The following is a 26,547-nucleotide window of genomic DNA, read 5'->3' as shown; positions in this document are numbered from 1 at the left end:
TGGCGCTCGGTGCGCCGGTGCCGACGCAGTGCGCCCGCTGTACGCCCGCTTAGGCGTCGTTCAACCCAGAACGAACCCGTGACCTGGGAGGACGCGAAAGAGGTTGAGGGCTGCAGCAACACCGGGGTGGTCCGTTCGGCCGGAAAACCTCGCTCCGTCCCGGCGCCGGCCGGCCCGGGTGTGAGCCAGGGAACACGGAAAGGGCGCGAGGGCGACGTCGTCGCCGGAGCGCACGGCAGCCGGAGGTGCGATGCCGGACGGCCGCAGGTGCGGTGCCGGACGGAAAGGCGCGGCGGCGCGGCGTGGTGTTCCCGCCCGGCCGGGCGGGAACACCATCCGTCGCAGAGACTGTCGAGTGGCCTTCGGCCGACAGGCTCTCAGCCCTTGCTGACCGCCGCGAGGATCTCCGGCAGCCGCTTCGCCGTCCGCGCCGCCGCCGGCTTCAGGCCCGCCGGCACGACCAGCGCCCCGTAGAGCACGCCGCCCGGGAGCAGGGTCCAGAGCAGCCCGTGGTGGTCCGTCACCCGCAGGTAGACCATCGCGCCGATCACCGGGGAACACACCAGCGCCGACACGAACATCCCGCCGAAGATCGAGATCCAGGCCAGTCCGGCCTGCCCCGGCGCGACGTTCTTGAAGCCGCTGTCCTGCGGGATCGAGAACGCGAAGCTCGCGGACGCCACGGCACCGGTCGCCACCATGGCGCCGAGCAGCGAGAACGCCAGACCCAGCGCACTCGGCAGCGAGGACCAGTCGCCGAGGACCGCCGCCGTCACGGTCGTCACCAGGATCATGTACGGCACGGTGATCGCCAGCAGCGTCAGCGCCCGCGCCCGCAACTCGGCGTACGCGTCCGCCGCGGTCGAGATCGTCTGCGCGACCATCCAGAACGCCGAGGTGTCCTGGCCGAACTGGTTGTACATCTGGAGGCCGAGCATCCCCGAGGCGAAGCACGCGAAGTAGATCGAGCCCGTTCCCTGGAAGGCGTTGAGCAGCGGCACGATCGCGCCGACCGCCAGCGCGGTGATCCACGCCGCCTTCGTCTTCGGGTCGCGCAGGATGTAGCGCAGGCTGCGCTCCATCACGGCGCCCGTGCGCCCGCCGGGCAGCAGCCGGGCGAGCAGGCCGCTCCCGCGCCGCTCCTTCGCGGACCTCCCGTCGGCCGCGCCGATCGTCGAGCCGTCCGGCGCGGTCATCAGCTTCACCAGGCTCCGCTGCCACCAGTACACCAGCGCCACCAGCGCGGCCACCGTCAGCAGCAGGCGGGCGGCGGCGCTCGCGTGGTCGCCCCGGCTCGCCGCGTCGACCGCCGCGATCGCGGCGGCCGGCGGCAGCCAGCCCGTCACCTCGGCGGCCGGTTCGAGTGCGGCCAGCCCGCCCGACCGGCTGAGGCTCGTGGCACCGAAGTTCACCAACTGCATGCCGACCGCGATCACCAGGCCGCTCAGCACGGCCAGGTCCCGGCCCCTACGGGAGGTGAGCAGGCGCACGTTGGCCGCCGCGACCGCCCGCGACAGCGCCACGCACACCAGGGCCACCAGCGGCACCGCGAGCACCGCGGTCACGACGCCGGCGGCCCCCCGGGCCAGGGACAGCGTCGCGCCGAGCGCGAGGCACAGGGTGAACAGCGGACCGATGCCGACCAGCGAGGCGGAGAACAGCGCCCGTACCAGCGGTCCGGGCGGCAGTGGCAGCATCACCAGCCGCGAAGGGTCGAGCGTCTCGTCACCGCCGGGGAGGAACAGCGGCATCACGGTCCAGGCGAGTGCGAGCACCGCCGTCGCCAGGACGGCGAGCGAGGCCGCGCCCGCGTTCCCCCGCATCAGCAGGAAGCCGGGGATCATCGCCGCCGCGAGGAGCAGCGTCAGAACGACCGAGGTGACGTACACGGCCGTCCGGGCCCCGGACTGGCGCAGCCCGTTGCGCAGCAGGGTCAGCTTCAGCCGTACGAAGACGGACGTCAGGGCGGGCGCCGAGGCGCGGCGCGGGGGAGCGGTCGGGAGACCGGAGGTGGTCGCGGTCATCGGGCGGGACCACCCAGCCAGTCGAGCGACTCACCGTTGTCGCGTCCGTTCGCCCCGACGAGTTCGAGGAAGGCCGCCTGCAGGGACGGAGCCCCGCCGCGCACGTCGGCGAGGGTGCCCTGCGCCCGGATCCGGCCGGCGGCCATCACCGCGACCCAGTCGCACAGCGACTCGACCAGCTCCATCACATGACTGGAGAAGACGACGGTCGCGCCCGAGCCGGTGTAGCGCTCCAGGACGCCTCGGATCGTCTGCGCGGACACCGGGTCGACGCCCTCGAACGGCTCGTCGAGGAAGAGGACCTCGGGGTTGTGGAGCAGCGCCGCGGCCAGGCCGATCTTCTTGCGCATACCGGTCGAGTAGTCCACGACCAGCTTGTTCTGCGACCCCGCCAGGTCCAGGACGTCGAGGAGCTGGGCTGCCCGCTTGTCGACCTCCGCCCCGGGCAGCCCCCGCAGCCGCCCTGTGTACGCCAGGAGTTCGCGCCCGGAGAGCCGTTCGAAGAGCCGCAGGCCCTCGGGCAGGATGCCGATCCGGGCCTTGGCCTCGGCCACCGACTCCGGATCGCGCCAGACGTCGTGACCGGCGACCAGGACACGTCCGTGATCGGGCCGCAGCAAGCCGGTGATCATGGAGAGAGTGGTGGTCTTACCCGCCCCGTTGGGCCCGACGAGCCCGATGAACTTCCCCGCCGGCAGGACGAGGTCGATCCCGTCCACCGCGACCTGCGCCCCGAAGCGCTTCCACAGTCCCTCGATACGGACGGCGGGCACCGCGCCGTCGTCCGTATCGAGGTCCGCCTGTCCGAAAACATCACCAAATGCCTGGTCGGGCATGTTCTGTCAACCCCTCGGCTGTCCCCGTATTACGACGGGGCCCCACCTTACGGCGACCGTTTCGAGCCGACCGGATCAGGACGTGCGGGCCCGCTCCGCCGCCGCTTCCCGGCCACACGCGTAGGCGAGCGGACTGAGCAGCTCCTCCGCGTCCGGGAGCCAGCGGTTCGCCGGGGTGGGACGGCGTGCCCACTGCACGGCTCCGATCCCGCCGACCCGGGTGGGCGGAGCCGCCACGTAGTGGCCCTCGCCCCGGGTGATCAGGTCGATCGAGGCCGGGGCCCAGCCGAGTCTGCGCACCATGTCGGGCACCTTGGTGGCGGCGCCGGGAAGGACGAAGAAGAGCATCCGGCGGTCGGGCGTGCAGGTCACCGGGCCGAGGGTCAGCTCCATGCGCTCCATGCGGGCGAGGGCCAGGAAGCCGGCCGACTCGGGTACGTCGATCGCGTCGAAGGTGCGGCCGGTGGGCAGCAGGATCGACGCCTTGGGCTGTTTCGACCACATGCGCCGCGCCCCGACCGCGCTGCCGGTGGCCTGGGTCGACCAGTCCGGCCGGGCCGGGTGGGCTCCGGGCGCCGCGCAGGCGTCGACACCGCAGGAGCACCGTTCCCCGCCCTCGATCGCCTCCAGCCATGTGCCGGGGAACACGTCCCAGTGCCGCTCTTCCGCGTATCGCACGGCGCTGTCCAGCAGCAGCTCCCCTCGCTGCTGGGGGATCTGCGCGGCCTCCGTGACTCCGATCGTCTCTTCCACGGTGAACTCAACTCCCCCCGCCACCTGGGGTTACGGGCGAGGCGAAGAGCGGTGCGGAACATCGATCCCGCACGTGGGGCGCATCGGTGCACGGGTGGGGGCGCGCGTGCGGCCGGAGAGCGGCGGCGGGGTAGTGAGGGGTGGGTGGGGTCGGCGGCAACGGCGTGGCCGATGCGTCCGGTTTCGCGTGTTCACATCTGCATTGACCGGATATCTGCCGGGCAGTGATCAGTCCAATCGCTCGCACACCGGCCTCAGGGGGTAAGTCATGGCAGCCAGGCCACTCGTTGCCCGTCAGCCGAACGAACGGCTGCAGATGCTCATTCAGGAGGCCGGGTGTTCCAACGCCGGTCTCGCGCGCAGGGTGAACATGGTCGGAGCCGAACGCGGCCTCGAACTGCGCTACGACAAGACCTCGGTGGCGCGCTGGCTGAGGGGACAGCAGCCGCGTGGCCGGGCGCCGGGCGTCATCGCGGAGGCGCTGGGGCGCAAGCTCGGGCGGACGGTCACGATCGACGAGATCGGCATGGCCAACGGCAGGAACCTGGCCACCGGGGTGGGGCTCCAGTTCGCGCCGACGGTGCTCGGCGCGATCGAGCAGGTCTGCGAGCTGTGGCGCAGCGACGTGGGACGCCGGGACTTCCTGTCGGGCTCCGCGGTGGCGGCCTCCGCGCTGGTCGAGCCGAGCCGGGACTGGCTGATCACCGGCGCGGACGCGCAGGTGGCCCGGTCGATGGGGGCGCGGGTGGGGGTCGCGGACGTGCGGGCGGTCCGGGCGATGACGGCCGCGCTGGTCGATCTGGACCGGCGCTTCGGCAGCGGGCACGTCCGCCCGGTGGTGGTGCACTACCTGAACAGCGTGGTCGCGGGAATGCTGTCGGGCTCGTACCGGGAGGCGGTGGGCCGACAGTTGTTCGCGGCGGTCGCCCGGCTGACGGAGCTGGCCGGTTACATGGCGGTGGACACCGGCCAGCCGGGGCTCGCCCAGCGCTACTACATCCAGGCGCTGCGGCTGGCCCAGGCGGCGGGGGACCGGGGCTACGGCGGATACGTGCTGGCGGCCTCCATGAGTCATCTGGCCGCCCAGCTCGGCAGCCCCCGGGAGATCGCGCAGTTGGCGCGGGCGGCCCAGGAGGGGGCGCGGGGGCGGGTGACGCCACGGGCGGAGGCGATGTTCTGCGCGGCGGAGGCCCGCGGGCACGCGCTGCTGGGGGACCAGCGGGCCTTCGAGGTGGTGGCCGGGCGCGCGGTGCGGGCACTGGAGCGGGCGGACCCGGACTCGGGGGACGACCCGGCGTGGATCGCGCACTTCGACCACGCCTACCTCGCCGACGAACTGGCCCACTGCTACCGCGACCTGGGGCAGGCGGAGGCCGCTGCGCGGGCCGCGGAGGACTCCCTGAACGGACATCCCGAGACGCGGGCCCGGCGCCGCGCGATCGGGCTGGTGCTGCTGGCGTCGGCGCAGGTGCAGCGGCGCGAGGTGGAACAGGCATGTCACACGGGCACGCGGGCGCTGGACCTCCTGGGCACGCTGCGGTCCTCGCGGGGCGTGGAGTACCTGGAGGACCTGAGGGAGCGCCTCGAGCCCTTCGCCGGGGAGGCGGTGGTCCGGGAGTTCACCGGCCGGCTCTGAGCGCCGTCCTAGGTGTATTGCCCTGCGAGGTTGCGGAAGTAGCTCCGTCCGCCCGGAGGGCGGGGCCGGCGTCACGGGCCAGGAGGTACTCCCGCAACACGTCCTGGCCGGGCGGGCCGGGGTGTCCGTCGCCCGCGAAGGCCGGGCGGTGAGTGTCGTCACTTCCCCCACCAGGGCGGTGAGTGACGGGAGTTGTCGCGGTTGTGTGACCGCTCTCACGTGGGTGTGCGCGCCGCGGGACGCACCCGGTAGCGTGAGCCGACGATTCGGTAGGTCCACCAGTAGGAGTCCCGGTGACGCAAAGCGGACAGGGTCCGGAGCCGCAGTACCCGGCGCGGCCCACGCGCGAAGGTGCCGCGCTGCCCGCCGAGGGTGGTGCGGCGGGCGGTCAGGTCGCCGGGGCGCCGTGGAGCGGAGCCTGGGGCCCCGGCGGAGGGCGGCAGGGGCAGCCGCTGCCGCCGGAATCCGCGCCGGGCGCGGCCGGGGACCTCCAGGCCACGCAGTACATCCCGCCGGTCCCGCCGCAGCCCGAGCGGCCCGGCCCGATGCCGGGCGCGATGCCCGCGGCCTCGGGCACGGGCTCCCCGGCGGACGCGTACCCGCCCCAGGGCGGCTACGGCTACCCCCAGGCCCCGGAGGGACGGCAGCCCCAGGGCGGCTACGGCTACCCCCAGGCCCCGGCGGACGCGTACCCGCCCCAGGGCGGCTACGGCTACCCCCAGGCCCCGGCGGCCGGTGCCTCCGACCTGCAGGCCACCCAGTACATCCCGCCGGTCCCCGGTCCGGGCGGCGGGCAGCCTCCGTTCCCGGGCGCCGACCCGCAGCAGCCGCACGGACATCCGCAGGCGCGGCCACCCGCCGATGCCTCCGACGCGACCCAGTACATGCCTCCCGTGCCGCCGCGGACGAGCGGCGAGCGCCAGCCTCCGGCGGAGTTCGACAACCTCTTCCGCAGTGACGCGACGGCTCACCTGCCCCAGCCGCCCGCGCCGCATCACCAGGCCCCGCCGCAGCAGCCGTACCAACAGGCCGCGTACGCGCCGCAGCAGCAACTCCAGCAGCCGTCGCCCTTCCAGGGCGCCTACCAGGACGGGTACGACGACGAGCCCGCGCCGCGCCGCAGGTCGCCGGTCGCGCTGATTGCCGCGGTCGTCATCGGCTGCGCGGTCGTCGGTCTCGGCGCCGGTGCGCTGCTGAGTGGCGGGGACGACGACACGAGCAAGCAGCCCGGTCAGACCGTCGCCGCGACGTCCGACACCCCATCCCCCGCGCCCACCGAGAAGGCGGCCGACCCGGCCGAGCCGCAGGCGAAGGGGCTCGACAAGCTGCTCGCGGACAGCAACAGCAGCCGGGACGCGGTGATCCGCTCGGTCGAGTCCATCAAGCGGTGCGAGAACCTCGACGAGGCCGCCAACGATCTGCGGGACGCCGCCGAGCAGCGTCGCGGCCTGGTGACGCGCCTCCAGACGCTGTCGGTCGACAAGCTGGCCGACCACGCGGAACTGACGTCCTCCCTGACGGAGGCGTGGAAGGCGTCCGCCTCGGCGGACGACCACTACGCCGCCTGGGCCGACCAGATGAAGAACAAGAAGCAGTGCAAGGGAGGCAAGGCCCGCAGCACGGGCGAGACGCTCGCGGCCGGCAAGGCGAGCAGCGAGGCGACCGTCGCCAAGCGGAAGGCAGCCGCGCTGTGGAACCCGACCGCCGAGAAGTTCGGACTCGCCACGCGGAACCCCACCCAGCTCTAGGGCGGGGCGTGGCGAACGTGCATGTCGCACTCGAACGTCGCGGTCTGAATCCGCTTCGACGCAGTGCGGCGGGCGAATCGCGCGTCGGTCCGTATGGTTGCCAGGGAGCTGACGAGGGGGAGGGCATGAGTGAGGTACCGAAGCGGCATCCGGTTCTGTGGAGACTTGCGATCGCGGCCTTCGCCCTGACGATGCTCGGCGTTTCGAGCTGGTGCTTGAGCGAGGTGGTCGGCGCCGACTTCCCGCAGCGGCCTGTCCGGGACCTTGGAAGCGCGGGGCCCTGGGTGGCGTCGTACGCCCGCGCGATCGCTGCCGGGTCCTGGGGGGCGGCACGTGCCTGCCTGATGCTGGCTGCCGTGATCCTGTCGCTGAATGCCGTATCGCGGCTCATGGGCGCGATCCGCGGGGTTGCCCGGCGGATCGCCCGGTGTCCTGAGGCGGTCGTGGAGTGACCGTGCTGGTCGCAGCCACTCGTTGACGGCCGCCAGGAGAACGGTCGCCTCGTAGCGGACCGCGAGCCTGTCGTACCTCGTGGCCACCGTCCGCTGGCGCTCGAGGCGATTGGTACCGCACTCGACCCGGCGGCGTGCTGGTGAGCCCGGCACGCCGTGGAGTCGACGCTGATATCCCGGGTGATCAGCTCTTTCGCGTCGGCCCGGGCCTGGAGCGCCGGGAAGATCCGCTGCCAGGTGCCGTCTCGCCGCCACCGACGGAACAAGTCGTACGCTCGGCCTCACGGACCGTACGGCCGGGGCGGGCAACGCCGGTCCGGACAGAGGCCGGAGCCTCTGTCCGGACCGGCGGGGCTACGGAGCGAGCACCGTCTGGCCGACGTCGACGAAGCCGGGCTTCTGCGCCACCAGCCTTCCCTGGCGGACCACTTGGAAGGTCACCTTGTGGTTGACGATCCGGGGGAATCCGGAGGCGCCGAGCAAGTCCTCGTACCGCCAGCGCAGTTCGGGTGTGAGGCCGCCGGTGTCGACCCGCACCCCGCGGTCCAGGGCGAGTGAGATGGCGTTCGCGCTGATCGAGTCGGAGTCGAGCGACTCGATCACCTTCTTCAGGACCGTGTAGGCGATCCAGGTCGTCTGGACGCCGGTGTCGGCCGGGTCGACACGGTTGTCGACGAACGCCTGCTCCTTGATGACCTTCCGCATCGGCGCCCAGCGGGCGTCGCTCGCAGCCGGGTACCAGCCCGTCACGAACGCGCCTTCGAAGGGGCTGTGCGGCCCTCCGGTGCGGTCGATGACCGGCTGTCCGACGCTGCCGAGGACGGAGGAGATCCGGACGCCGTCCTCGCCCCCGTCCGTGGTGTCGCCCTCGGGCTCTGGCAGCCGGCGGAAGGAGTCGAAGAAGGTCTGGGTGCGCTCGCCGAGCACGGCGGTGACGCAGCCCTTCTCCCGCCCGGCCTTGCTGCGCGCCTGGCCGGCCTGTTCGGTGTACTCGGTGGAGTCCTCGGCGGCAGGGATGTCGACGGCGCCGCCGTGTCGCGAGTGGCGCAGGCCGTTGTTGAGGAGTTCGGGCAGTTTGTCCCCGGCGCTGGTGTCCGGCCGGACGAGGGAGACCTTGCGGCAGGTCTCCGCGAGCTGGATGCCGTTGCCCGCGATGAGGGACGCCTGGCCGCCGTTGACGGGGTACGAGAGCGCGCTGGTGAACTCGTCCTCGGAGATGCCGTAGCCGCCGATGTACGGGATTCCCGCGGCTTCCAGAGGGGCGAGGAAGGACCGTCCGTGCTGGCTGTAGGAGCCGACCACGGCCACGGCGCCCTCCTCCACGGCCCGGCGCGCGCAGGCCGCGGCGCCGGCGGAGGTGTTCTCGTCGTTGCAGGTGAGGACACGGAGATCGTGTCCGTCGATGCCTCCGGATTCGTTGATCCAACGGCCGAACGCCTCGGCCATGGCGGGCATGCCGGGCATGTTGGTGGCCCGGGTGTTCTCGGGCGCCCAGGTCATCACGGTGACGGGCTCCCTGGAGCCCCCCGTGGCACCAGGGAGCACGCCACACCCGGTGAGCAGCGATACTCCGGTCGCCGCTGTCGTGACGTACGCGAGGAGTGAGGTCAGTCGCCTACCGGTCATGGGCATGCACATTTCCGCCTCACTCGGAACGCCGGAGTGAGCACAGCTCAACGTTGGGTGACGTGAAGGTGAATCCCGGGGGCCCGTCCGCGCCCACCCCGGGGGAACGTACGATCGAAAGGTGTCCAGTCCAGTCTCCGGTTCGGTGAACTCTTCCCGTCGCGGCCGTCGCTCCTCCACCATGGGCGGCATGCCGCTCAACGACTTGCCCTGGTGGCGCTGGCGCAGCAACGTGCGCTCGGCGCTGCACATGCTTTCCGATCCCGGGTTCCACGAGAACACCTGGCTGGCCGGCCGCGAGGGGTACGGCGACGTCACCGACGCCGTGTACCGCCTGGTCGAGGACACCTGGCTGGACAACTGGTCGGCCGAGAAGTACGTGGGAACGATCTTCCGCGACTCGGGAGAGGCCGCGCTCGTCGACGTGGCCGTGCTGCGGGTGCTCCGGATCATGCACCAGGTCGGTCCGGACGCGCCCGTGTCGGCGTACATGGACCACCACGGCTGGCCGGAGGCCGTCCGGGCCGCGCGCGAGGCGCACGTCCGGCTGGCGTCCGCCGACGGCGAGGACCCGGACACGCCTCCGCGTTCGCTGGACGTGCTGCGGATCATGACGCGTTCCGCCTGACGGACGGGGGCCGGTGCGCGTTCCCGGCGTGTGGCAGGCTACGGGGATGACCGACCAGTACGTCCTCACGCTCTCCTGCCCGGACAAACAGGGCATCGTGCACGCCGTGTCGAGCTGCCTCTTCATCACCGGCTGCAACATCGAGGACAGCCAGCAGTTCGGAGACCGGGACACCGGGCTCTTCTTCATGCGGGTCCACTTCTCGGCGGAGGCGCCGGTCTCGGTGGACAAGCTGCGGGCCGGGTTCGCCGCGGTCGGCGACGCGTTCGCGATGGACTGGCAGATCCACCGGGCCGACGAGCGCATGCGGGTCGTGCTGATGGTGTCGAAGTTCGGCCACTGCCTCAACGACCTGCTCTTCCGTTCCCGTATCGGAGCGCTGCCGGTCGAGATCGTCGCGGTCGTCTCCAACCACACCGACTTCGCGGAACTGGTGGGCTCGTACGGCATTCCGTTCCGGCACGTTCCGGTCACGAAGGACACCAAATCGGCCGCGGAGGCCGAACTCCTGGAGCTGGTACGCGCCGAAGGCGTGGAGCTGGTCGTCCTCGCCCGCTACATGCAGGTGCTCTCCGACGACCTGTGCAAGCAGCTCTCCGGCCGGATCATCAACATCCACCACTCCTTCCTGCCGAGCTTCAAGGGCGCGAAGCCCTACCACCAGGCCCACGCGCGCGGTGTGAAGCTGATCGGCGCCACGGCGCACTACGTGACGGCCGACCTCGACGAGGGCCCGATCATCGAGCAGGAGGTCGAGCGGGTCGGCCACGAGGTCACCCCGGACCAGCTGGTGGCGACCGGCCGCGACGTGGAGTGCCAGGCCCTGGCCCGCGCGGTGAAGTGGCACGCCGAACGCCGCATCCTGCTCAACGGCCGGCGCACGGTCGTCTTCGCCTGACCAAGCCGGCCAGACCCGGTCGGACCCGGCTAGAGGCGGCTCAGCGAAGCCGCCGCGAACAGCACGTCCCGGATCGCCTCGCGGTCGCCGTCCTGACCCGCCGCGGCCTCCTCGGGCGGGACGTGGCCCGCCACCAGCTGGCAGAACTCGACACCGTCCATCGCCACCTGGGCCACCGCGTGGTCCGGCGACCCCACGGCCGCCGGCGAGTCCAGGGCGATGTACCAGTGACCGCCGCCCGCGCCCTCGACCTCCAGGTGGAGCGAGCGGCCGGGGGCGCCGGCCGTGACCAGGTCGCGGGCCGGGGCGGCGAGGCCCGCGCGGCGCCGGCCGGCGAGCGCGGTCGGAAGCATCCGGGCCGCCAGGTCGATCATGCCGTGCAGATGCGCCCCGCTCGGCGGCTCGTACGGATAGGCCACCGCGTTGGCGATGTCGTCCGCGTGCACCCAGCATTCGAAGGCCCGCTCCAGCAGGGAGTCGCGCATCGGCAGCGTGAAGTCCCCGTAGCCGACCGCGAGGTCCCCGACGCCGCGGCCCGCGAAGGAGACCGTACGGATCAGCGTGTGGCTCTGCTCACGCCACGGTTCACGCACCTCGCACGTCACCGGATGCTCCGCGCCCTGCCAGTACGCCTCCGTCCGCAGGGTCGGCGACACCTCGGTGGCCGCCGCGCCGAGCGGGTCGTCCAGGCCCAGCGCCGTCGCCACCAGGCCGTCCACCGCCATCAGGTGGCCGATCACCCCGGCCACGGTGGTCCGGCGGTCGGCGCTCCGTTCCGCCTCGAACCACTTGAGCCGGACCGGCGCGTGCCACTCCGCTTCTCCGATGTCCCGGAGCAGCGCGTCGAGGCGGGCGGTCTCCGCGTCGTACGGGGTGGCCCAGGCCGGGACGGGGATCCTGGCGGGGCGGCGGCCCAGGCAGTTCTCCAGGACCCGGGAGCGCAGCAGCGGGTCGAGATCGAGGTCGCGTTCCGCGTGCAGCAGCCCGACGGCGTCCCGCAGCCGCAGGGCCTCGTCGGCGCACGGGGCGCACTCGGTGAGGTGGTTCTCGACCTGCTCCGTCTCCTCCGGGGAGCACGCCGACAGGGCCCAGGCCCCGAGCAGCGACTTGAGCACCGAGTGCGGGGGCGGGGCAGCCGGCGGGGCCGCCGGCTCGGGTGACCGCCCGTCCGCGGACGGGACCGCGCGCGAGAGGTCGGCGTGGTCGTCCGCCGCCCGGCGAGGGCCCGGTATCCGCGGGGCGCGTGCCACGTCGTCGGGGGTGTCGTCGGGGGTGTCGTCGGGTCCGTCGGGCGCGCTCACCGGGCGGGTCCGTGGCCGGGCGGCGAGGAGCCCTCCAGCGGGCGGGTGTTCGCCGTCGAGAGCAGTTGGAGCCCGAGCCGCAGCCGGCGGCGTGCCTCGTCCTCCGTCACGCCGAGGTCGGCCGCCGTCTGCCGGTAGTCGCGCCGCTGGAAATAAGCCAGTTCCAGCGCCGCGCGCAGTGGCGCCGGCATCGAGGTCACGATGTAGTCCGCGCGGGCCGCGACCGAGGCCCGGCGCACCTTCTGCTCCAGCTCCTCCGCGGACCCCTCGCCGGTCTCCGCGTAGGCCACGGCCTCCGACTGCCGCAGCCGGTGCACGGCCTGGCGTTGGGCGAGCCGGGCGACCCAGGCACGCATGTTGCCCTCCTTGGGATCGAAGGCGTCGGGGTTCTCCCAGATGTAGCCGAAGACCTCGCGGGTGACCTGGTCGGCCGCGGCGTCGTCGTTGAGGACCCGGTGGGCGAGACTGTGGACCAGCGAGGCGAAACGGTCGTACAGCTCTCCGAGCGCGGCCGCCTCGCCGCGCGCCAGCCGCTGCTGCATCCTTCGGTCCCAGCGCGGTGGTGTGTCCTTCGCCATACGAAGCCCTCCGGAGCTCTGCGACGGCCCTCCCGACCCGAGTTCATACTCCAAAGTAATGGGCGGCGGCGCCGGTGCACTCCTCTTTGCCGCAAGTGCGCCCTCGGCGGAAATTCCGATGGTAAGGAAAGCGCCATCCGTGAGGCCGGGGGTTTCACGGAGTCCTCCCGGGGCAGCGGGAGAGTCACGGGAAGGACTCCCTCCGCTTGAAGGGCGCGATCGGTGACGCTCCATGTCGACGAAGACGATGACGAAGACGGACAGGGCTCCTGGATGGTGCTGCGCATCCGCGGGGAGCTCGATCTGGTGACGTCTCCCCTGGTACGCAGACGGGTCCATGACGCGGTCGCCGAAGGGCGGCACGATCTGGTCCTGGACCTGTCCGGGGTGGTGTTCTGCGACTCCAGCGGGGTCGGCGTGCTGATCGCCGCCCGCCGTCTGATGCACTCCTGCCGGGGCCGGCTGCACGTGGTGCTGCCCGCGCCGGGTGCGATGGAGGGCGCCCATGTCAACCGGGTGCTCGCCGCGCTCGGCGTACGGCGCCTGTTCGAGGTGTACCGGGACGTGGACGCGGCCGTGAACGAGGACGCCCGGCCGCTCTCGGCATAGCGGGCCGCGGAGTCGTAGTCTCCCGCACATGGAGCACATGGAGCACATGGAGCACACGGAGCACACCGAGCCGGGGGAACGCGGTGAGCACGTGGCGGACACCGGGGAGACGGAGGGCCGGCGGCTCCTGCGACGACGGCTCGCCTCCCGCTTCGCCGCCTTCGACCAGCAGGGCGACGGGACGATCTCGCGCGAGGACTTCTCCACCGCGGCGAAACGCCTGCTCACCGAGTTCGGGGTCACCTTCCGTTCCGACCGGGGCCAGGCCCTGTGCGACGGCGCCGAGGCGTTCTGGCAGGGCATGGACGGGATCGCGGACGTGGACGGCGACCAGAAGGTGAGCCACGAGGAGTTCCTCGGCGGCGCGGCCAAGCGGCTGCACGACCACCCCGAGCGCTTCGCCGAGATCGCCCGGCCCTTCCTGCACGCCGCGCTGGCCATCGCCTCGACCCCCGCGGAGGTGGAGCGCGGGCTGCTCGCGCTCGGCCTCTCCCCGGTGGCCGCCGCGCTGAGCGCCCGTACGCTGCCGACCGTGGACTCCGGGGTGGTCGACGAGCAGGCCGCCGTCACCGCTTTCGCCCGGTACTTCATGACGGAGGACCGCGCCTGAGAGCCTGTCGGGTGGCCTCTGGTCGGGCGGTCACGCCATCGGCCGAAGGTCACCCGACAGGCTCTGAGACCCCGGAATCAGGGGCAGGTCCGGACCGGGAAGCCGGTCGGGTGGCCCTGTGCCGCGAGCCAGGGCAGGAGCTCTTCCAGCGCGGAGACCGTCTGTCCGCGGTCCCCGCCGCCGTCGTGGAAGAGGATCGTCGGCCCGTTGGGCAGTTCTTCGCGCACGGTCGCGACGATCGCCGCCACGCCGGGACGGTGGAAGTCCTTGGTGTCCACGTTCCAGCCGAGGGGCCGCATGCCGGCCGCCGCGGCGATCCGGCGGCTGTCGGGGGTGAAGGCGCCGCCCGGCGCGCGGTAGTACTCGACCTTCGCGCCGCCCGCGGCGTCCTCGATCATCTTCTTGGCGGCCATGATCTGCCGCCGCTGGTACTCGACGGACTTGCCGTCCATCGCCGTGTCGTGGTCCGTGGTGTGGTCGCACAGCCGGTGGCCGTCCGCGACGATCCGCTTCACCAGGTCCGGATGGCGTCGGGCCTGCGGGCCGATCATGCAGAAAACGGCCTTCACGTCGTTCTTCCTCAGCACGCGCAGGACGTCGGGCGTCCACCGCGGGTCCGGCCCGTCGTCGATGGTGATGTTGACGGCCCGTCCGCCCGCCTCCGAGGCGTGCGCGATGCTCTCCGGGATCTTCGGTGCCGGGCGGACCGGTGCCGGCCGTGCCGAGGGGTGGTCCGTGGCGGCCGGCACCCGCCCCGCGTCCCCCGGCTCAGGCCCCGTCAGGACGGACGCCCCCCACACCGCTCCGGTCAGCGCGATCGCCGATGCCACCACGGCTATGTGCGCGGTGTACTTCCCCAGTGTCATGAACGTCCTCCCCGGCGGTGCGCGACCCTCTCCCGAGAGGAGGACGGGAGGAAGGACGAAAGGGTTTCACCCGTTCGGGGCCCGGCCGGGCCCCGAGGGTCGTTCAGGCCGGGCCGGCCGGGGCGAAGCGCTCCCGCAGCCTGTACTTGAGGACCTTCCGCAGGGTCTCGTTGCGCGGCAGTTCCTCCACCACCTCCAGCTGTTCCGGCAGTTTGTGGACGGAGAGGCCCTCGCCGCGCAGGAACCCGGTGACGGACTCCAGGGTCAGGGGCTCGGCGCCCGGCGGTCGTCCGGCCGGTTCGACGACCGCGCACACCCGCTCGCCGCTCACCGGGTCGGGCAGGCCGATGACGGCGGCGTCGCCGACCGCCGGGTGCCGGTGGAGGAGGTCCTCGATCTCCTTGGCCGAGATGTTCTCGCCCTTGCGGATGATGATGTCCTTGATCCTTCCGGTGAGGACCAGGTGGCCGGAGGGTGTGAGGTGCCCCACGTCACCGGTGAGGAGGAAGCCGTCCTCGTCGAAGGCTTCCGCCGTCTGCGCGGGGTCGAGATAGCCCCGGCACACCGCTTCGCCGCGCAGCCGTATCTCGCCGTTGCCGGAGGCGTCGGGCACGACGCGGATCTCCATGCCCTCCGGGGGCCGGCCCTCCGTCGTCGCCAGGTTCTCGGCGGTGTCGTCGGGCGAGCCCATGGTGATCATCGGAACCTCGGTCATGCCGTAGCCGTGCGTCAGCAGGCAGCCCATCTCCCGTACCACCGCGTGGTGGAGCTCCGGCGGTTTGGGCGCCCCGCCGCCCGCGAGCAGGCGCAGGCTCGGAATGAGCCTCTCGCCGGGCGGCAGCCTGCGCTGCTCGGCCAGGAACATCGCGTAGAAGGCCGTGGAGCCGCCCGCCACCGTCACCCGGTGCCTGCGGTACTCCGCCAGGGCGTCGGGCAGGGCGAACCGCTCGAACATCACCGCGGGGAAGCCGTACAGCAGCAGCATCACGGTGTAGTCGGGTCCGGCGATGTGCGCGTACGGGAAGGCCATCGAGCCCACGTCGCGGGAGGTCGGGCGCAGGGCGTGGGCGAGGCAGGAGCCGCCCGCGAGCAGCGAGCGGTCCGTGTGCAGGACTCCCTTGGGGTCGGAGGTGGTCCCGGAGGTCCAGTAGATCCAGCGCACGTCGTGGCCGGACGCGGGGGACGGCGGGGGCGGCAGGACGGCCGGGTCTCCGTCGGGCAGCGTGTCGTACGCGGTCAGGACGTGGGGCGCGCCGAGCCGCCGGGCCATCGCGGTGTGGTCGAAGCCGCGCCACACCCCGGGGACGACGAGGTACTCGGCCTTCGACGCGCGCAGCGCGAAGCCGACCTCGCGGTCCCGGTGGAAGGGGATGAGCGGTGTCTGGACGGCGCCGAGGCGGGCCAGGGCGAAGGAGAGGACCGCGGTCTCGACGCGGGTGGGCAACTGCCAGGCGACGACCGTGCCGGGGCGTACTCCGATGCCGTACAGGCCGGCGGCGCACCGCTCGGCGCGGTCGCGCAGTTCGCCGAAGGTCAGCGTCCGGTCGCCCTGGAGCAGGACGGGGTGGTCGGGTGTGAGGGCGGCGCGGCGGTCGACGAGTTCCCAGAGCGTGCGCGAGGTGCCCAGGGCGTGTGCGGTGTCGGTCATGGCGACTCCGAGCGGGACGGCTCCAGTGAATTGACGGTCTGTCAGATCGTGCGGAGAGCGTAGGGCCGCGCTCCTTGTCGGTCCAGGGGGGCGGGGCTAGCCTGATATCTGACGGCCCGTCAGAAGAGGAGCGCCCATGGAACAGGAACTGCCTCGGATCATCAGCGTCGACGACCACGTGATCGAGCCCGCGCACCTCTTCGAGACCTGGCTGCCGGCGAAGTACCGCGACCGCGGCCCGCGCCCCGTGACCGCCGGGATCGGCGAGCTCGCCTACGTGGGCGGGAAGTACCGGATCACCATGGACCCGGACGGTCCGCCCACCGACTGGTGGGTCTACGAGGACCTGAGGTTCCCGTACAAGCGCAACATCGCCGCGGTCGGCTTCGACCGCGACGACATGACCCTGGAGGGCATCACCCGCGCCGAGATGCGCCGCGGCTGCTGGGACCCGGGCGAGCGACTGCGGGACATGGACCTCAACCACGTCGAGGCGTCGCTGTGCTTCCCCACCTTCCCGCGCTTCTGCGGCCAGACCTTCGCCGAGGCCGGGGACAAGGAGGTCGCCCTCGCCTGCGTCCGCGCCTACAACGACTGGATGGTGGAGGAGTGGTGCGGCGACAGCGGCGGGCGGCTCATCCCGCTCTGCCTGATCCCGCTGTGGGACATCGACCTCGCCGTGGCCGAGATCCGGCGCAACGCCGCCCGCGGCGTGCGGGCCGTCACCTTCTCGGAGATCCCCACCCATCTGGGCCTGCCGTCGATCCACTCCGGCTACTGGGACCCCTTCTTCGCCGTGTGCCAGGAGACGGAGACCGTCGTCAACATGCACATCGGCTCCTCCTCCCAGATGCCCGCCGCGTCCCCCGACGCCCCGCCCGCCGTCCAGGCCGCGCTCAGCTTCAACAACGCCATGGCCTCGATGACGGACTTCCTCTTCAGCGGGGTCCTGGTCCGCTTCCCGGCGCTCAGGCTGGCGTACAGCGAAGGCCAGATGGGCTGGATCCCCTACGCCCTGGAACGCGCCGACGACGTCTGGGAGGAGCACCGTGCCTGGGGCGGTGTCCGCGGCCTGATCCCGGAACCGCCGTCCACCTACTACTACCGGCAGATCTTCTGCTGCTTCTTCCGCGACAAGCACGGCATCGCCTCGATCGACGTGGTCGGACGGGACAACGCCACCTTCGAGACCGACTACCCGCACGTCGACTCGACCTTTCCGCACACCCGCCAGGTGGCCCTCGACCACGTCAAGGACCTCGACGACGAGACGGTCTACAAGCTCATGCGCGGCAACGCCATCCGCATGCTCGGACTGGGCATCGTCTGATGGACCTGGCGTACACCGCCGAGGAGGAGGACTTCCGGGCGCGGCTGAGCTCCTGGCTCGCGGCCGTGCTGCCCACCCTGCCGCCGCGGCCCGACCCCCTGGACTGGCCGGGCCGGCGGGCGTACGACTGCGACTGGCAACGGCGGCTGCACGACGCCGGGTACGCGGACGTGCACTGGGACGCCTCGCCGACCCAGCGGCTGATCTTCCTGGAGGAGACCGAGCGGGCCGGCGCCCCCTACGTCGGCGCCAACTTCGTCGGCCTGCTGCACGCCGGGCCGACCATCGCGGCCGAGGGCACCCGGGAGCAGCGGGAACGCTGGCTGCCGCCCGTCCTGCGCGGCGAGGAGGTCTGGTGCCAGGGCTTCAGCGAACCGGAGGCCGGTTCCGACCTCGCGTCGCTGCGGACCCGGGCGGTACGGGACGGCGACGCCTACGTGGTGACCGGCTCCAAGACATGGACCTCGCACGCGGAGGTGGCCGACTGGTGCGAACTGCTCGTCCGCACCGACCCGGAGGCGCCCCGGCACCGCGGCATCAGCTGGCTGGCGATGCCGATGGACGCGCCGGGGATCACCGTCCGGCCCCTGCGGACGCTCGCCGGGTCCACCGAGTTCGCCGAGGTGTTCCTGGACGAGGTGCGGGTGCCGGTCGCCAACCGGGTCGGCGCGGAGAACGACGGCTGGCGCGTCACGATGGTGACGTTGTCCTTCGAGCGCGGTACCGCCTTCGCCGGAGAGGTCGTCGCCTGCCGCCGGACCCTCGGTGAGATCGCCCGCGCGGCCCGGCGCAACGGCGCCTGGTCGGACGACGTACTGCGTCGCCGGATGGGCGCGCTGAGCGCGGAGTTCCGGGCGCTGTGGCGGCTCACGCAGTGGAACGTCAGCGAGGCGCAGGCCGGCGGCGGGCCCCCCGGCGCCGGCGGCTCGGTCTTCAAGCTGCGCTACTCGCACGCCCGTCAGGAGCTGTACGACACGGCCGCCGCCGTCCTCGGCCCGGACGCGCTGGACCTCGGGCGGGAGTGGAACCCCGACCGGCTGTCCTCGCTGTCGTACACCATCGCCGCCGGCACCTCGCAGATCCAGCGGAACATCGTCGCCGAGCGCGTCCTCGGCCTGCCGAAGGGACGGTGACCCGCGTGGACTTCCGGCTCACGGACGACCAGAAGGCCCTGAAGGCGGGCGTACGGGAAATGCTCACCGCGCGGTTCGGCCCGGACGCGCTCCGGGCGGCCGTCGCGTCGGGGAGGCTCGACCGGGCGCTGTGGCGGGACCTGGGCGAGCTGGGGTTCTTCGCGCTGCGGCTGCCGGAGGAGTCCGGGGGCGTGGGTCTCGGACCACCCGAGGCCGTGCTCGTCTTCGAGGAGGCGGGGCGGGCCCTGCTGCCGGGTCCGCTGGTCGCCACGCACCTGGCGGCCGGGGAGGTGCCGGGGGCGGCGGAGGGCAAGACCGTGGTCACGGCGCCCGGCGGGCCGTTCGTGGAGTGGCTCGACGAGGCGGACGTGGTGCGGGGCGACACCTCGGGCGCCGCCCCGGTGCGCTCGGTCGACCCGCTCACCCCGCTGCACCGGCTGCCGGACACCGCCGCGCCGGCTGCCTGGCGGACCGGCGCGGCCGGGGTGCGCGAGGGTGCGCCGGCCGGCCCGGTATCCGAGCCGGCCGTCGCGCTCGGGGCGCTGCTGACCGCCGCCGAACAGCTCGGGAGCGCCGGGCGCACCACCGAGGCGGCCGTGCGTCACGCCCGCGCGCGGCAGCAGTTCGGGCGACCGGTCGGAGCCTTCCAAGCCGTCAAGCACCTGTGCGCCGAGATGCTCGTACGAACGGAAGTAGCCCGCGCCGCCGTCTACGCGGCGGCCGTGACGGGCGACCCGGTCGAGATCGCGGGGGCCAAGCTGCTCGCCGACGAGGCCGCGGTCGGTTGTGCCCGGGACTGCCTTCAGGTGCACGGTGGTATGGGCTTCACCTGGGAGGCGGAGGTCCATCTGCATCTGAAACGAGCCTGGGTGAGGGCCGAGCGGTGGATCCCGAGGACCCTCGCGGAGGAGGTGGAGGCCGCCTGTCTCTAGTGTGCCGAGTCGCTCACGGAGCGTCGATATCGGGTTGTGTCCTTCGACCGGGCCGTCACGGGCCGGAGTCGGGGTCCCACTCCGGTACGCTCCGTGAGATGCGAGTGGTTGTGGTCCCGGTTTGTCCCGGTGCCGCCGGTGCGGCGGCTCCGTGTCCCGGAATGCCCGCCGTTCGCGCTCCCTGGAGGCGCCGTGCGCGCCCCTGTTCGACTCCCCGCAACGTGCGTCGCACAGTATGGACCACGCGTACTCCTTCGCGCTGGAATATGCCTGAAGCGCTTGTTGCGGTGACTGTACGTCAACCATGCTGTCTCGCAAGGAAATCACGCTCCGTGAGGACGTCGATGGCTGTGGGGCGCGAGGCGATGTGTCCGCCGGTTCGGATGGTGTGAACGGTGCAGGTGCTTCAGGTTCAGTTGGAGGTCGGGCCGGACCCGGCAGAGGTGGGACGAGCCAGGCGTTGGGCTCGTTCACGGCTCGCCGGATCGGGCATAGGGGAGGACGAGCCGCTCGCGGAGACGCTGGTGCTGCTCATCTCCGAACTGGTGACCAACGCCGTGGTGCACACGGGTTGTCCGGCCGTGCTGCGGATGCTGTTCGGTGGCTGTCCGGACGCCGGGACGGTACGCGTGGAGGTCGCCGACCGCAGCGACCGGCCGCCGCTCCAGCGCCACGCCCGGGGTGAGGACACCAATGGGCGCGGCCTGGAACTCGTGGACGGCCTGGCCGACCGGTGGGGATGGCAACGCGAGGGCGCGGGCAAGAGCATCTGGTGCGAGGTGGACCGGAGCGTTCCGTCCGCGTCGGCCGTGCGGAGCCGGTCGCTCTCGACCGCGCCTCCCGCTGACCCGCCCCCGAAGGCGTTGTCGACGGTTCGTGACGGTGTGTTCACCCTGGGGTGAGCGATCCGTCGCGAGGGGACGTCGAGGATGTCGCACCCTCGACGAGTGCGGGCCGCGACAGGGTGGCGGCCGCCGTGCCGTGCTCGGGGCGGGCATGATGCTCGCCGCCACCCGTGAGCCCGCGCCCGTGAGCCCGCGCCCCGGGTGATCCGGTGCGTCGCGGGTGGGCGGTGGTCAGAGCACCGCGACCGGCGCCACCGGTGCGCCCGTACCGCCCACGAACGGTTCGGGCGTCGCCGAGAGCAGGAAGGCGTACCGCGCGTGCCGCGCGCAGGCCGTGGACAACTCCTCCAGATTCCAGTTCTGGCCCTGGAGCATTCCCATCTCGACCAGGTCGAGCGCGTGCACGGGCATCCAGAGGTCCTCGATCTCGGGCGGGAAGACCTCGAAGGTGAGGGTGTCGTTGGCGACGGCGGCGACGTCTCGGGCGTGGAACCAGGCGGGCGTGCGCACCGAGAGCCCGGGTGAGGGGAAGGCGTAGCCGTGCCTGTCCCCGGCCAGGTACTGCCGCACCTGCCCGGTCCGTACGAGCACGATGTCTCCGGCCCGGACGGTCACCCGGCCGAAGTCCGCCGCCTCGTCCAGGTCCTCGGGGGTCACGGCGTGGTCGCCCGGCAGGCGGTCGAGACGCTTGGCGGCGGCCACGTCCAGCAGGACCCCGCGGCTGACGAGGTGCCGTGCGGTGTGGATGCCGCTGAATCCGGAGCGGCCGTGCGGGGTGATCGAGCCGGCCGGGCGCCCGTTGTAGATCCGGCCCGAGTGCGACGCGTGGGCGAGGGCGTCCCAGTGGGTCGCCGCCTGGAGGCCCAAGGTCACCGCGTCGTCGCTGATGGCGACCGTTCCGGGGCCGAACAGCTCCTGGTTGACCTGGATCATCACGTGCAGCGGGTTGACCCGCCCGGGGATCACGCCGGTCTGCACCCCGTCCTGCCTCAGGTCGAGTGCGAGGGGGACCCGCTGTCCGGTGCGGACCGTGGCGACGGCCTCCCGTACCACCTCGTCGGTGACCAGGTTCAGGGTCCCGATCTCGTCGTCCCGGCCCCAGCGGCCCCAGTTGTTGACGCGCTTGGCGATGTCGTGGAAGGCGGCGGGGAGAGCCGGGGGCTGGGACATCGGAGCCTCCAAGGGTCTTGTTCTCCGGTATCTGACGGGCCGTAGAATCCTGTCGAAGAATCTAACGGACCGTCAGAAAGTGCGGGAAGGGGCCGGGCGTGGGGAACTTCTTGACTGGCAAGGTCATCGCCGTGACGGGCGCGGGTCGGGGGATCGGCCGCGCGGTCGCCCTCGCCTGCGCCGCGGAGGGCGCGAGGGTCGTCGTCAACGACTACGGCGTCTCCGTCGGGGGCGCGGAGCCCACTTCGGAGGTGGCCGCCTCCGTCGTGAAGGAGATCGAGGGGTCCGGCGGCACGGCGGTGGCCGTCGCCGACGACATCTCGACGATGGCGGGCGGGCAGCGCGTCGTGGACGTGGCGCTCGCGGAGTACGGACGGGTCGACGGGGTCGTCTGCGTGGCCGGCATCCTGCGCGAACGAATGCTGTTCAACATGTCCGAGGAGGAGTGGGACCCGGTCGTCGCCACCCACCTGAAGGGCACCTTCACCGTCTTCCGGGCCGCCTCGGCGGTGATGCGAACCCAGGGCGGCGGAACGCTGATCGGCTTCACCAGCGGCAATCACCAGGGCTCGGTGGCCCAGGCCAACTACGCCGCGGCGAAGGGCGGGATCATCTCGCTCGTCCGCAGCGCCGCCCTGGGACTGCACAGGTACGGGGTGACGGCGAACGCCGTCGCGCCGGTGGCCCGGACCAGGATGTCGGCCGGCGTGCCCATGGAGCTGAAGGAGATCGGCGCTCCCGAGGACGTCGCCGCGCTCGTCGTCTACCTCCTCTCCGACCGGGCGCGGGCGGAGCGGATCACGGGCCAGGTCTACACGGTCGCCGGCCCCAAGATCGCCGTGTGGGCACAGCCCCGGGAACTGCGGGCCGGGTACGCGGAGGGCGGGGCGTGGACGCCGGAGCGGATCGCGGACTTCCTGCCCGGCACGGTGGGCACCGACCCGATGCCGTTGCTCGGCCGGCTGGAGGAGATGGCGCGCGCCGCGGCGGCCGGTGCCCGGCCGAACGTCCCGGGTGGGGAGCGGTCATGAGGGGTGTCGTGTTCGACGGGGAGCGGGCCCTGGTGGTCGACGACCTGGAGGTGCGCGCACCGGGACCGGGCGAGGTGCTGGTCGCCGTCGCCGCCGCCGGACTCTGCCACAGCGACCTCGCGGTCGTCGACGGGACGATCCCCTTCCCGGCCCCGGTCGTCCTCGGACACGAGGGTGCCGGTGTCGTCGAGGCCGTCGGACCCGGGGTGACGCACCTCGTCCCCGGCGACCACGTCGCCCTCTCCACGCTCGCCAACTGCGGTGCCTGCGCGGACTGCGACCGGGGCCGCCCCACGATGTGCCGCAAGACCATCGGCAGACCCGGACAGCCCTTCACCCGGGGAGGGAAGCCGCTGTTCCAGTTCGCCTCGAACTCCTCCTTCGCCGAGCGGACCGTCGTCAAGGCCGTCCAGGCGGTGCCGGTCCCCTCCGACATCCCGTTCGCCTCCGCCGCCCTGATGGGCTGCGCCGTCCTCACCGGGGTCGGCGCCGTCCTGAACCGGGCCAGGGTGGGCCGCGGTGAGACCGTGGTCGTCCTCGGTACCGGGGGCATCGGCCTCAACGTCCTCCAGGGCGCACGGATCGCGGGCGCGCACCCGATCGTCGCCGTCGACACCAACCCGGCCAGGGAGGAGACCGCCCGCGCCTTCGGCGCCACGCACTTCCTGCGCTCGGCGGACGGTGTGCGGGAGATCCTGCCCACCGGCGCCGACCACGTCTTCGAGTGCGTGGGGCACGTCGGCCTGGTCCGCACCGCGATCGACCTGCTCGACCGGCACGGCCAGGCCGTCCTGCTCGGCATGACGGCCCCGTCGGAGGAGGCGAGCTTCCCGCCCGCCGCGATGTTCCTGGACAAGTCGGTCCTCGGCTGCCGCTACGGGTCCTCACGCCCGCAGCGGGACATCCCGCTCTACGCGGAGCTGTACCGCCGGGGCGGCCTCCTCCTCGACGAACTCGTCACCGCCACCTATCCGGTGGAGGACTTCGCCAAGGCGGCCGAGGACGCCGGACAGGGGAGGGTCGCACGCGGAGTGCTCACCTTCTGAGTGTTCCGTGCCTCGCTTCCTGGCCCGCCGCGACCGGCCTCCGGTGTTCCGCGACCCGGGCCGCCGGGGGTGCGCCCGCGCCCCCGGTCAGGACGGGGGCGCACGCACCAGACCGCGCCCGCCTGCCGGCCGAAGACCACCCGACGGGCTCGGAGCCCGTCGGGTGGCCTCTGGCCGGGCGGTCACGCCCTGGCACGCACGCCGCCTGCGTTGCCGGGATGCCCCGGTAGCTCCGCTACAGCGGCATCCCGGCGCCTTGGAACCGCACGCACCAGACCGCGCCCGCCTGCCGGCCGAAGACCACCCGACGGGCTCTCAGCCCGCGGCCTCCGCCCGGAAGGTGCGCCGGTAGGCCGTCGGCGTCACGCCGATCACCGTCTGGAGGTGGGTCCGCAGGGACTGTGGGGTGCCGAAGCCGGAGTCCCGGGCGATCCGGTCGACCGGGAGGTCGGTCGACTCCAGGAGGTGACGGGCGCGTTCCACCCGCTGACGGGTCAGCCACTGCCCCGGGCTGACGCCCACCTCCTCGCGGAAGCGGCGGGTGAACGTCCGCACGCTCATCGACTCCAGCGCCGCCAGGTCCCGCAGTCGGAGCGGCTCGTGCAGGTGTCGCAGCGCCCAGGCGCGGGCCGTCGTGGTGGTCGCCGACCCCGCTTCCGGCAGCGGGCGCTCGATGTACTGGGCCTGGCCGCCGTCCCGGTGCGGCGGGACGACCGTGCGGCGCGCCACCTCGTTGGCGACGGCCGCGCCGTGGTCCCGGCGCACGATGTGCAGGCACAGGTCGATACCGGCCGCCACGCCCGCCGACGTCAGCACGTCCCCGTCGTCCACGAAGAGCACGCCCGCGTCGACCCGCACACGCGGGAAGAGCCGCTGGAAGTGCTCCGCCGAGCACCAGTGGGTGGTGGCGGGCCGCCCGTCGAGGTACCCGGCGGCGGCCAGCACGTACCCGCCCGTGCAGATGGACACCATCCGCGTCCCGGGCCGGACGTGACCGAGCGCAGCCGCCAGCTCGGGGGGCAGCCGGCCCTCCTCATGGACCGGTCCGAGCTCGTACGAGGCCGGGACGATCACCGTGTCCGCCGTCGCCAGCGCCTCCGGCCCGTGCTCGACGTGGACGGCGAAGTCCGCGTCCGTCCGGACCGGACCGGCGGCCGTCGCGCAGGTGACGATCTCGTACAGCGAACGCCCCTCGGCGTCCTTCGCCCTGCCGAAGATCCGGTGCGGGATGCCCAGCTCGAAGGGCAGCAGGCCGGGCAGGGCCAGGACGACGACGCGGTGCGGCACGGTGGTTCCTCCGAAGACCCCTTGGTGGCCCAGACCACTTGTCGATTCATCGCGGGCCCGACCGTGACGGTACCCACCCGTACAAGCCCGAGTCCGGCGCCGTCATTCCCGGGGCACGCGGAGCCGCCGGAGCGGGGTGCCCGGCCCAGGCATCCCCGGCGCCGGCTGGCCTGATTCTTGTCAAAGCTGTCATCCGGGCCAATGGCCCGCGCGGTGCCGCCTCAGGATGCTGAGTGACGTGACCCAGACAACCGACACCACCGCCCCGCCCTCCGCGCCGCCCTCGCCCCGCCGTCCCCGGATTCACCGCGCGTGGTTCGTCGCGGCGGTCGCCTTCGTCACGATCATCGGCGCGGCGGCGTTCCGCTCGCTGCCGGGCCTGCTCATCGATCCCCTGCACGGCGAGTTCGGCTGGTCCCGGGGGACCATCGGTCTCGCGGTCTCGGTCAACCTCGCGCTGTACGGGCTGACGGCGCCGTTCGCGGCTGCGCTGATGGACCGCTTCGGCATCCGCAGGGTCGTCGCGGTGGCCCTGACGGTCATCGCGGTCGGCTCGGGACTCACCGTCTTCATGTCGTCGAGCTGGCAGCTCGTCCTGTACTGGGGACTGCTGGTCGGACTCGGCAGCGGATCGATGGCGCTGGCCTTCGCCGCCACCGTCACCGACCGCTGGTTCACCGAGCGCCGGGGACTGGTCACCGGCATCCTCACCGCCGCGAGCGCCTCGGGGCAGCTGATCTTCCTGCCGCTGCTGTCCTGGCTGGTCGAGGAGCACGGCTGGCGCCCGGCCTCGGTGACCGTCGCGCTCTCCGCCCTGGTGGTCGTTCCCTTCGTATGGCTGCTGCTGCGCGACCACCCCGCGGACGTGGGGCAGGCGCCGTACGGCGGCGTGTACGCCGAGAAGTCCGCACCGGTCACGGGGGCCGCGCGCCGCACGGTCGGGGTCCTCCTCCGGGCGGCCCGCACCGGCCCGTTCTGGCTGCTGGCCGGCACCTTCGCGATCTGCGGCGCCACGACCAACGGCCTGGTCCAGACCCACTTCGTCCCGGCCGCCCACGACCACGGCATGCCGATCACCGCCGCGGCCTCGCTGCTCGCCGTGATCGGTGTCTTCGACGTGGTCGGCACGATCGCGTCGGGCTGGTTCACGGACCGCTTCGAGGCGCGCCGACTGCTGTCGGTGTACTACGCGCTGCGCGGTGTGTCCCTGCTGTTCCTGCCGATGCTGTTGGCTCCCTCCATCCATCCGCCGATGATCTTCTTCATCGTCTTCTACGGCCTGGACTGGGTGGCCACGGTCCCGCCGACGATCGCTCTGTGCCGGGAGCACTACGGCGAGGACAGCGCGATCGTCTTCGGCTGGGTGCTCGCCTCCCACCAGGTGGGCGCGGCGGTGGTCGCGTTCGCGGGCGGGGTGGCGCGGGACGTCTTCGGTTCCTACGACGTCGTCTGGTACGCCTCCGGAGCACTGTGCGCGGCGGCGGCCCTGATGGCCCTGGTCATCCGCCGCCGCCCCGGGGTCGCGGCCTCGCCGCCGCCCACCGCCTGAGAGCCTGTCGG

Annotated in this window: 24 protein-coding genes and 1 pseudogene; 14 read left to right on the top strand and 11 right to left on the bottom strand. The window is 72.6% G+C overall.

What is annotated here, in order from left to right:
* Positions 1 to 377 precede the first annotated feature (377 nt).
* The 3 genes from OG393_RS13035 to OG393_RS13025 all read right to left on the bottom strand — a co-directional run bounded on the left by OG393_RS13035 (position 378) and on the right by OG393_RS13025 (position 3,613).
* Positions 378 to 2,024, bottom strand: a complete 1,647-nt coding sequence (locus OG393_RS13035; protein WP_327374823.1) for a transporter — start codon at positions 2,022 to 2,024, stop codon at positions 378 to 380.
* Positions 2,021 to 2,860, bottom strand: a complete 840-nt coding sequence (locus OG393_RS13030) for an ABC transporter ATP-binding protein (RefSeq protein WP_327374822.1) — start codon at positions 2,858 to 2,860, stop codon at positions 2,021 to 2,023. The genes OG393_RS13035 and OG393_RS13030 overlap by 4 nt, the downstream gene beginning before the upstream one ends.
* A 75-nt stretch (positions 2,861 to 2,935) precedes the next feature.
* A complete protein-coding gene (locus OG393_RS13025) occupies positions 2,936 to 3,613 on the bottom strand; it encodes a bifunctional DNA primase/polymerase (protein ID WP_327374821.1) in 678 nt (225 codons plus the stop codon).
* Between the two features lie 268 nt (positions 3,614 to 3,881).
* Here OG393_RS13025 and OG393_RS13020 point away from each other — a divergent pair, with 268 nt between their 5' ends.
* The 3 genes from OG393_RS13020 to OG393_RS13010 all read left to right on the top strand — a co-directional run bounded on the left by OG393_RS13020 (position 3,882) and on the right by OG393_RS13010 (position 7,449).
* Positions 3,882 to 5,249 carry a transcriptional regulator gene (locus OG393_RS13020; RefSeq protein WP_327374820.1) on the top strand — a complete coding sequence of 456 codons (1,368 nt, stop codon included), beginning with the start codon at positions 3,882 to 3,884 and terminating at the stop codon, positions 5,247 to 5,249.
* A 293-nt stretch (positions 5,250 to 5,542) separates the two neighbouring features.
* Entirely contained in the window at positions 5,543 to 6,997 is a 1,455-nt protein-coding gene (locus OG393_RS13015; protein ID WP_327374819.1) for a hypothetical protein, read from the top strand.
* 125 nt (positions 6,998 to 7,122) lie between these two features.
* Entirely contained in the window at positions 7,123 to 7,449 is a 327-nt protein-coding gene (locus OG393_RS13010; protein ID WP_327374818.1) for a hypothetical protein, read from the top strand.
* Positions 7,450 to 7,571: 122 nt separating this feature from the next.
* Here OG393_RS13010 and OG393_RS13005 read toward each other — a convergent pair.
* Together OG393_RS13005 and OG393_RS13000 are read right to left on the bottom strand one after the other, a co-directional pair.
* Positions 7,572 to 7,706 (bottom strand): annotated as a pseudogene (locus tag OG393_RS13005) (IS5 family transposase); the annotation flags it as partial.
* A 97-nt stretch (positions 7,707 to 7,803) separates the two neighbouring features.
* Entirely contained in the window at positions 7,804 to 9,075 is a 1,272-nt protein-coding gene (locus OG393_RS13000; protein ID WP_442817300.1) for an ABC transporter substrate-binding protein, read from the bottom strand.
* Between the two features lie 181 nt (positions 9,076 to 9,256).
* Between OG393_RS13000 and OG393_RS12995 the strand changes: the two genes are divergently transcribed.
* Together OG393_RS12995 and purU are read left to right on the top strand one after the other, a co-directional pair.
* Positions 9,257 to 9,703, top strand: a complete 447-nt coding sequence (locus OG393_RS12995) for an SCO4402 family protein (RefSeq protein WP_327378410.1) — start codon at positions 9,257 to 9,259, stop codon at positions 9,701 to 9,703.
* Positions 9,704 to 9,749: 46 nt separating this feature from the next.
* Positions 9,750 to 10,601, top strand: a complete 852-nt coding sequence (gene purU, locus OG393_RS12990; protein ID WP_327374816.1) for a formyltetrahydrofolate deformylase — start codon at positions 9,750 to 9,752, stop codon at positions 10,599 to 10,601.
* A 29-nt stretch (positions 10,602 to 10,630) separates the two neighbouring features.
* Here purU and OG393_RS12985 read toward each other — a convergent pair whose 3' ends face one another.
* A complete protein-coding gene (locus OG393_RS12985; protein WP_327374815.1) occupies positions 10,631 to 11,902 on the bottom strand; it encodes a zf-HC2 domain-containing protein in 1,272 nt (423 codons plus the stop codon).
* Positions 11,899 to 12,480, bottom strand: coding sequence for a sigma-70 family RNA polymerase sigma factor (locus OG393_RS12980; protein WP_327374814.1), 582 nt, complete (start codon positions 12,478 to 12,480; stop codon positions 11,899 to 11,901). The genes OG393_RS12985 and OG393_RS12980 overlap by 4 nt, the downstream gene beginning before the upstream one ends.
* A gap of 222 nt (positions 12,481 to 12,702) precedes the next feature.
* Here OG393_RS12980 and OG393_RS12975 point away from each other — a divergent pair, with 222 nt between their 5' ends.
* Both OG393_RS12975 and OG393_RS12970 read left to right on the top strand, forming a co-directional pair.
* The gene (locus OG393_RS12975; protein ID WP_327374813.1) at positions 12,703 to 13,089 is read left to right on the top strand and encodes an STAS domain-containing protein; all 387 of its coding nucleotides are present in this window, start codon (positions 12,703 to 12,705) and stop codon (positions 13,087 to 13,089) included.
* Positions 13,090 to 13,117: 28 nt separating this feature from the next.
* Positions 13,118 to 13,699: an EF-hand domain-containing protein gene (locus tag OG393_RS12970; protein ID WP_327374812.1), complete on the top strand. Its 582-nt coding sequence runs from the start codon at positions 13,118 to 13,120 to the stop codon at positions 13,697 to 13,699.
* A 77-nt stretch (positions 13,700 to 13,776) separates the two neighbouring features.
* On the opposite strand, the gene OG393_RS12965 is transcribed toward OG393_RS12970, so the two are convergent.
* Positions 13,777 to 14,565: a polysaccharide deacetylase family protein gene (locus OG393_RS12965; protein WP_327374811.1), complete on the bottom strand. Its 789-nt coding sequence runs from the start codon at positions 14,563 to 14,565 to the stop codon at positions 13,777 to 13,779.
* Between the two features lie 103 nt (positions 14,566 to 14,668).
* The gene (locus OG393_RS12960) at positions 14,669 to 16,213 is read right to left on the bottom strand and encodes a class I adenylate-forming enzyme family protein (RefSeq protein ID WP_327374810.1); all 1,545 of its coding nucleotides are present in this window, start codon (positions 16,211 to 16,213) and stop codon (positions 14,669 to 14,671) included.
* A 136-nt stretch (positions 16,214 to 16,349) separates the two neighbouring features.
* On the opposite strand from OG393_RS12960, the gene OG393_RS12955 reads away from it, so the two are divergent.
* From OG393_RS12955 to OG393_RS12940, 4 genes are all read left to right on the top strand, one after another.
* The gene (locus OG393_RS12955) at positions 16,350 to 17,543 is read left to right on the top strand and encodes an amidohydrolase family protein (protein WP_327374809.1); all 1,194 of its coding nucleotides are present in this window, start codon (positions 16,350 to 16,352) and stop codon (positions 17,541 to 17,543) included.
* Positions 17,543 to 18,676, top strand: a complete 1,134-nt coding sequence (locus OG393_RS12950) for an acyl-CoA dehydrogenase family protein (protein WP_327374808.1) — start codon at positions 17,543 to 17,545, stop codon at positions 18,674 to 18,676. The genes OG393_RS12955 and OG393_RS12950 overlap by 1 nt, the downstream gene beginning before the upstream one ends.
* A 5-nt stretch (positions 18,677 to 18,681) precedes the next feature.
* Positions 18,682 to 19,608, top strand: a complete 927-nt coding sequence (locus tag OG393_RS12945) for an acyl-CoA dehydrogenase family protein (protein ID WP_327374807.1) — start codon at positions 18,682 to 18,684, stop codon at positions 19,606 to 19,608.
* A gap of 395 nt (positions 19,609 to 20,003) precedes the next feature.
* Positions 20,004 to 20,510, top strand: coding sequence for an ATP-binding protein (locus OG393_RS12940; RefSeq protein WP_327374806.1), 507 nt, complete (start codon positions 20,004 to 20,006; stop codon positions 20,508 to 20,510).
* 174 nt (positions 20,511 to 20,684) lie between these two features.
* Here OG393_RS12940 and OG393_RS12935 read toward each other — a convergent pair whose 3' ends face one another.
* Positions 20,685 to 21,623 carry a cyclase family protein gene (locus OG393_RS12935; RefSeq protein ID WP_327374805.1) on the bottom strand — a complete coding sequence of 313 codons (939 nt, stop codon included), beginning with the start codon at positions 21,621 to 21,623 and terminating at the stop codon, positions 20,685 to 20,687.
* Between the two features lie 98 nt (positions 21,624 to 21,721).
* On the opposite strand from OG393_RS12935, the gene OG393_RS12930 reads away from it, so the two are divergent.
* On the top strand, positions 21,722 to 22,654 hold the full coding sequence (locus OG393_RS12930; RefSeq protein ID WP_327374804.1) for an SDR family oxidoreductase: 933 nt from the start codon (positions 21,722 to 21,724) through the stop codon (positions 22,652 to 22,654).
* The gene (locus OG393_RS12925) at positions 22,651 to 23,700 is read left to right on the top strand and encodes a Zn-dependent alcohol dehydrogenase (protein WP_327374803.1); all 1,050 of its coding nucleotides are present in this window, start codon (positions 22,651 to 22,653) and stop codon (positions 23,698 to 23,700) included. The genes OG393_RS12930 and OG393_RS12925 overlap by 4 nt, the downstream gene beginning before the upstream one ends.
* A 315-nt stretch (positions 23,701 to 24,015) precedes the next feature.
* On the opposite strand, the gene OG393_RS12920 is transcribed toward OG393_RS12925, so the two are convergent.
* On the bottom strand, positions 24,016 to 24,987 hold the full coding sequence (locus OG393_RS12920) for a GlxA family transcriptional regulator (protein WP_327374802.1): 972 nt from the start codon (positions 24,985 to 24,987) through the stop codon (positions 24,016 to 24,018).
* Between the two features lie 226 nt (positions 24,988 to 25,213).
* On the opposite strand from OG393_RS12920, the gene OG393_RS12915 reads away from it, so the two are divergent.
* Positions 25,214 to 26,536: an MFS transporter gene (locus OG393_RS12915; RefSeq protein ID WP_327374801.1), complete on the top strand. Its 1,323-nt coding sequence runs from the start codon at positions 25,214 to 25,216 to the stop codon at positions 26,534 to 26,536.
* Positions 26,537 to 26,547: the final 11 nt, after the last annotated feature.

The sequence above is a fragment of the Streptomyces sp. NBC_01216 genome (assembly GCF_035994945.1).
Lineage (GTDB): Bacteria > Actinomycetota > Actinomycetes > Streptomycetales > Streptomycetaceae > Streptomyces.
The sequence above is the reverse complement of the archived record's forward strand: the minus strand, read 5'-3'. Positions and strand labels throughout refer to the sequence as shown.

What these genes read in the sequence shown, in the direction of transcription:
- OG393_RS13020 (WP_327374820.1), top strand. Translation starts at nt 3,882, where the DNA reads ATGGCAGCCAGGCCACTCGTTGCCCGTCAGCCGAACGAACGGCTGCAG.
- OG393_RS12995 (WP_327378410.1), top strand. Translation starts at nt 9,257, where the DNA reads ATGGGCGGCATGCCGCTCAACGACTTGCCCTGGTGGCGCTGGCGCAGC.
- OG393_RS12960 (WP_327374810.1), bottom strand. Translation starts at nt 16,213, where the DNA reads ATGACCGACACCGCACACGCCCTGGGCACCTCGCGCACGCTCTGGGAA.
- OG393_RS12955 (WP_327374809.1), top strand. Translation starts at nt 16,350, where the DNA reads ATGGAACAGGAACTGCCTCGGATCATCAGCGTCGACGACCACGTGATC.
- OG393_RS13000 (WP_442817300.1), bottom strand. Translation starts at nt 9,075, where the DNA reads ATGACCGGTAGGCGACTGACCTCACTCCTCGCGTACGTCACGACAGCG.
- OG393_RS12935 (WP_327374805.1), bottom strand. Translation starts at nt 21,623, where the DNA reads ATGTCCCAGCCCCCGGCTCTCCCCGCCGCCTTCCACGACATCGCCAAG.
- OG393_RS12980 (WP_327374814.1), bottom strand. Translation starts at nt 12,480, where the DNA reads ATGGCGAAGGACACACCACCGCGCTGGGACCGAAGGATGCAGCAGCGG.
- OG393_RS12970 (WP_327374812.1), top strand. Translation starts at nt 13,118, where the DNA reads ATGGAGCACATGGAGCACATGGAGCACACGGAGCACACCGAGCCGGGG.
- OG393_RS12925 (WP_327374803.1), top strand. Translation starts at nt 22,651, where the DNA reads ATGAGGGGTGTCGTGTTCGACGGGGAGCGGGCCCTGGTGGTCGACGAC.
- OG393_RS13030 (WP_327374822.1), bottom strand. Translation starts at nt 2,860, where the DNA reads ATGCCCGACCAGGCATTTGGTGATGTTTTCGGACAGGCGGACCTCGAT.
- OG393_RS12950 (WP_327374808.1), top strand. Translation starts at nt 17,543, where the DNA reads ATGGACCTGGCGTACACCGCCGAGGAGGAGGACTTCCGGGCGCGGCTG.
- OG393_RS13010 (WP_327374818.1), top strand. Translation starts at nt 7,123, where the DNA reads ATGAGTGAGGTACCGAAGCGGCATCCGGTTCTGTGGAGACTTGCGATC.
- OG393_RS13035 (WP_327374823.1), bottom strand. Translation starts at nt 2,024, where the DNA reads ATGACCGCGACCACCTCCGGTCTCCCGACCGCTCCCCCGCGCCGCGCC.
- OG393_RS12965 (WP_327374811.1), bottom strand. Translation starts at nt 14,565, where the DNA reads ATGACACTGGGGAAGTACACCGCGCACATAGCCGTGGTGGCATCGGCG.
- OG393_RS12915 (WP_327374801.1), top strand. Translation starts at nt 25,214, where the DNA reads ATGCTGAGTGACGTGACCCAGACAACCGACACCACCGCCCCGCCCTCC.
- purU (WP_327374816.1), top strand. Translation starts at nt 9,750, where the DNA reads ATGACCGACCAGTACGTCCTCACGCTCTCCTGCCCGGACAAACAGGGC.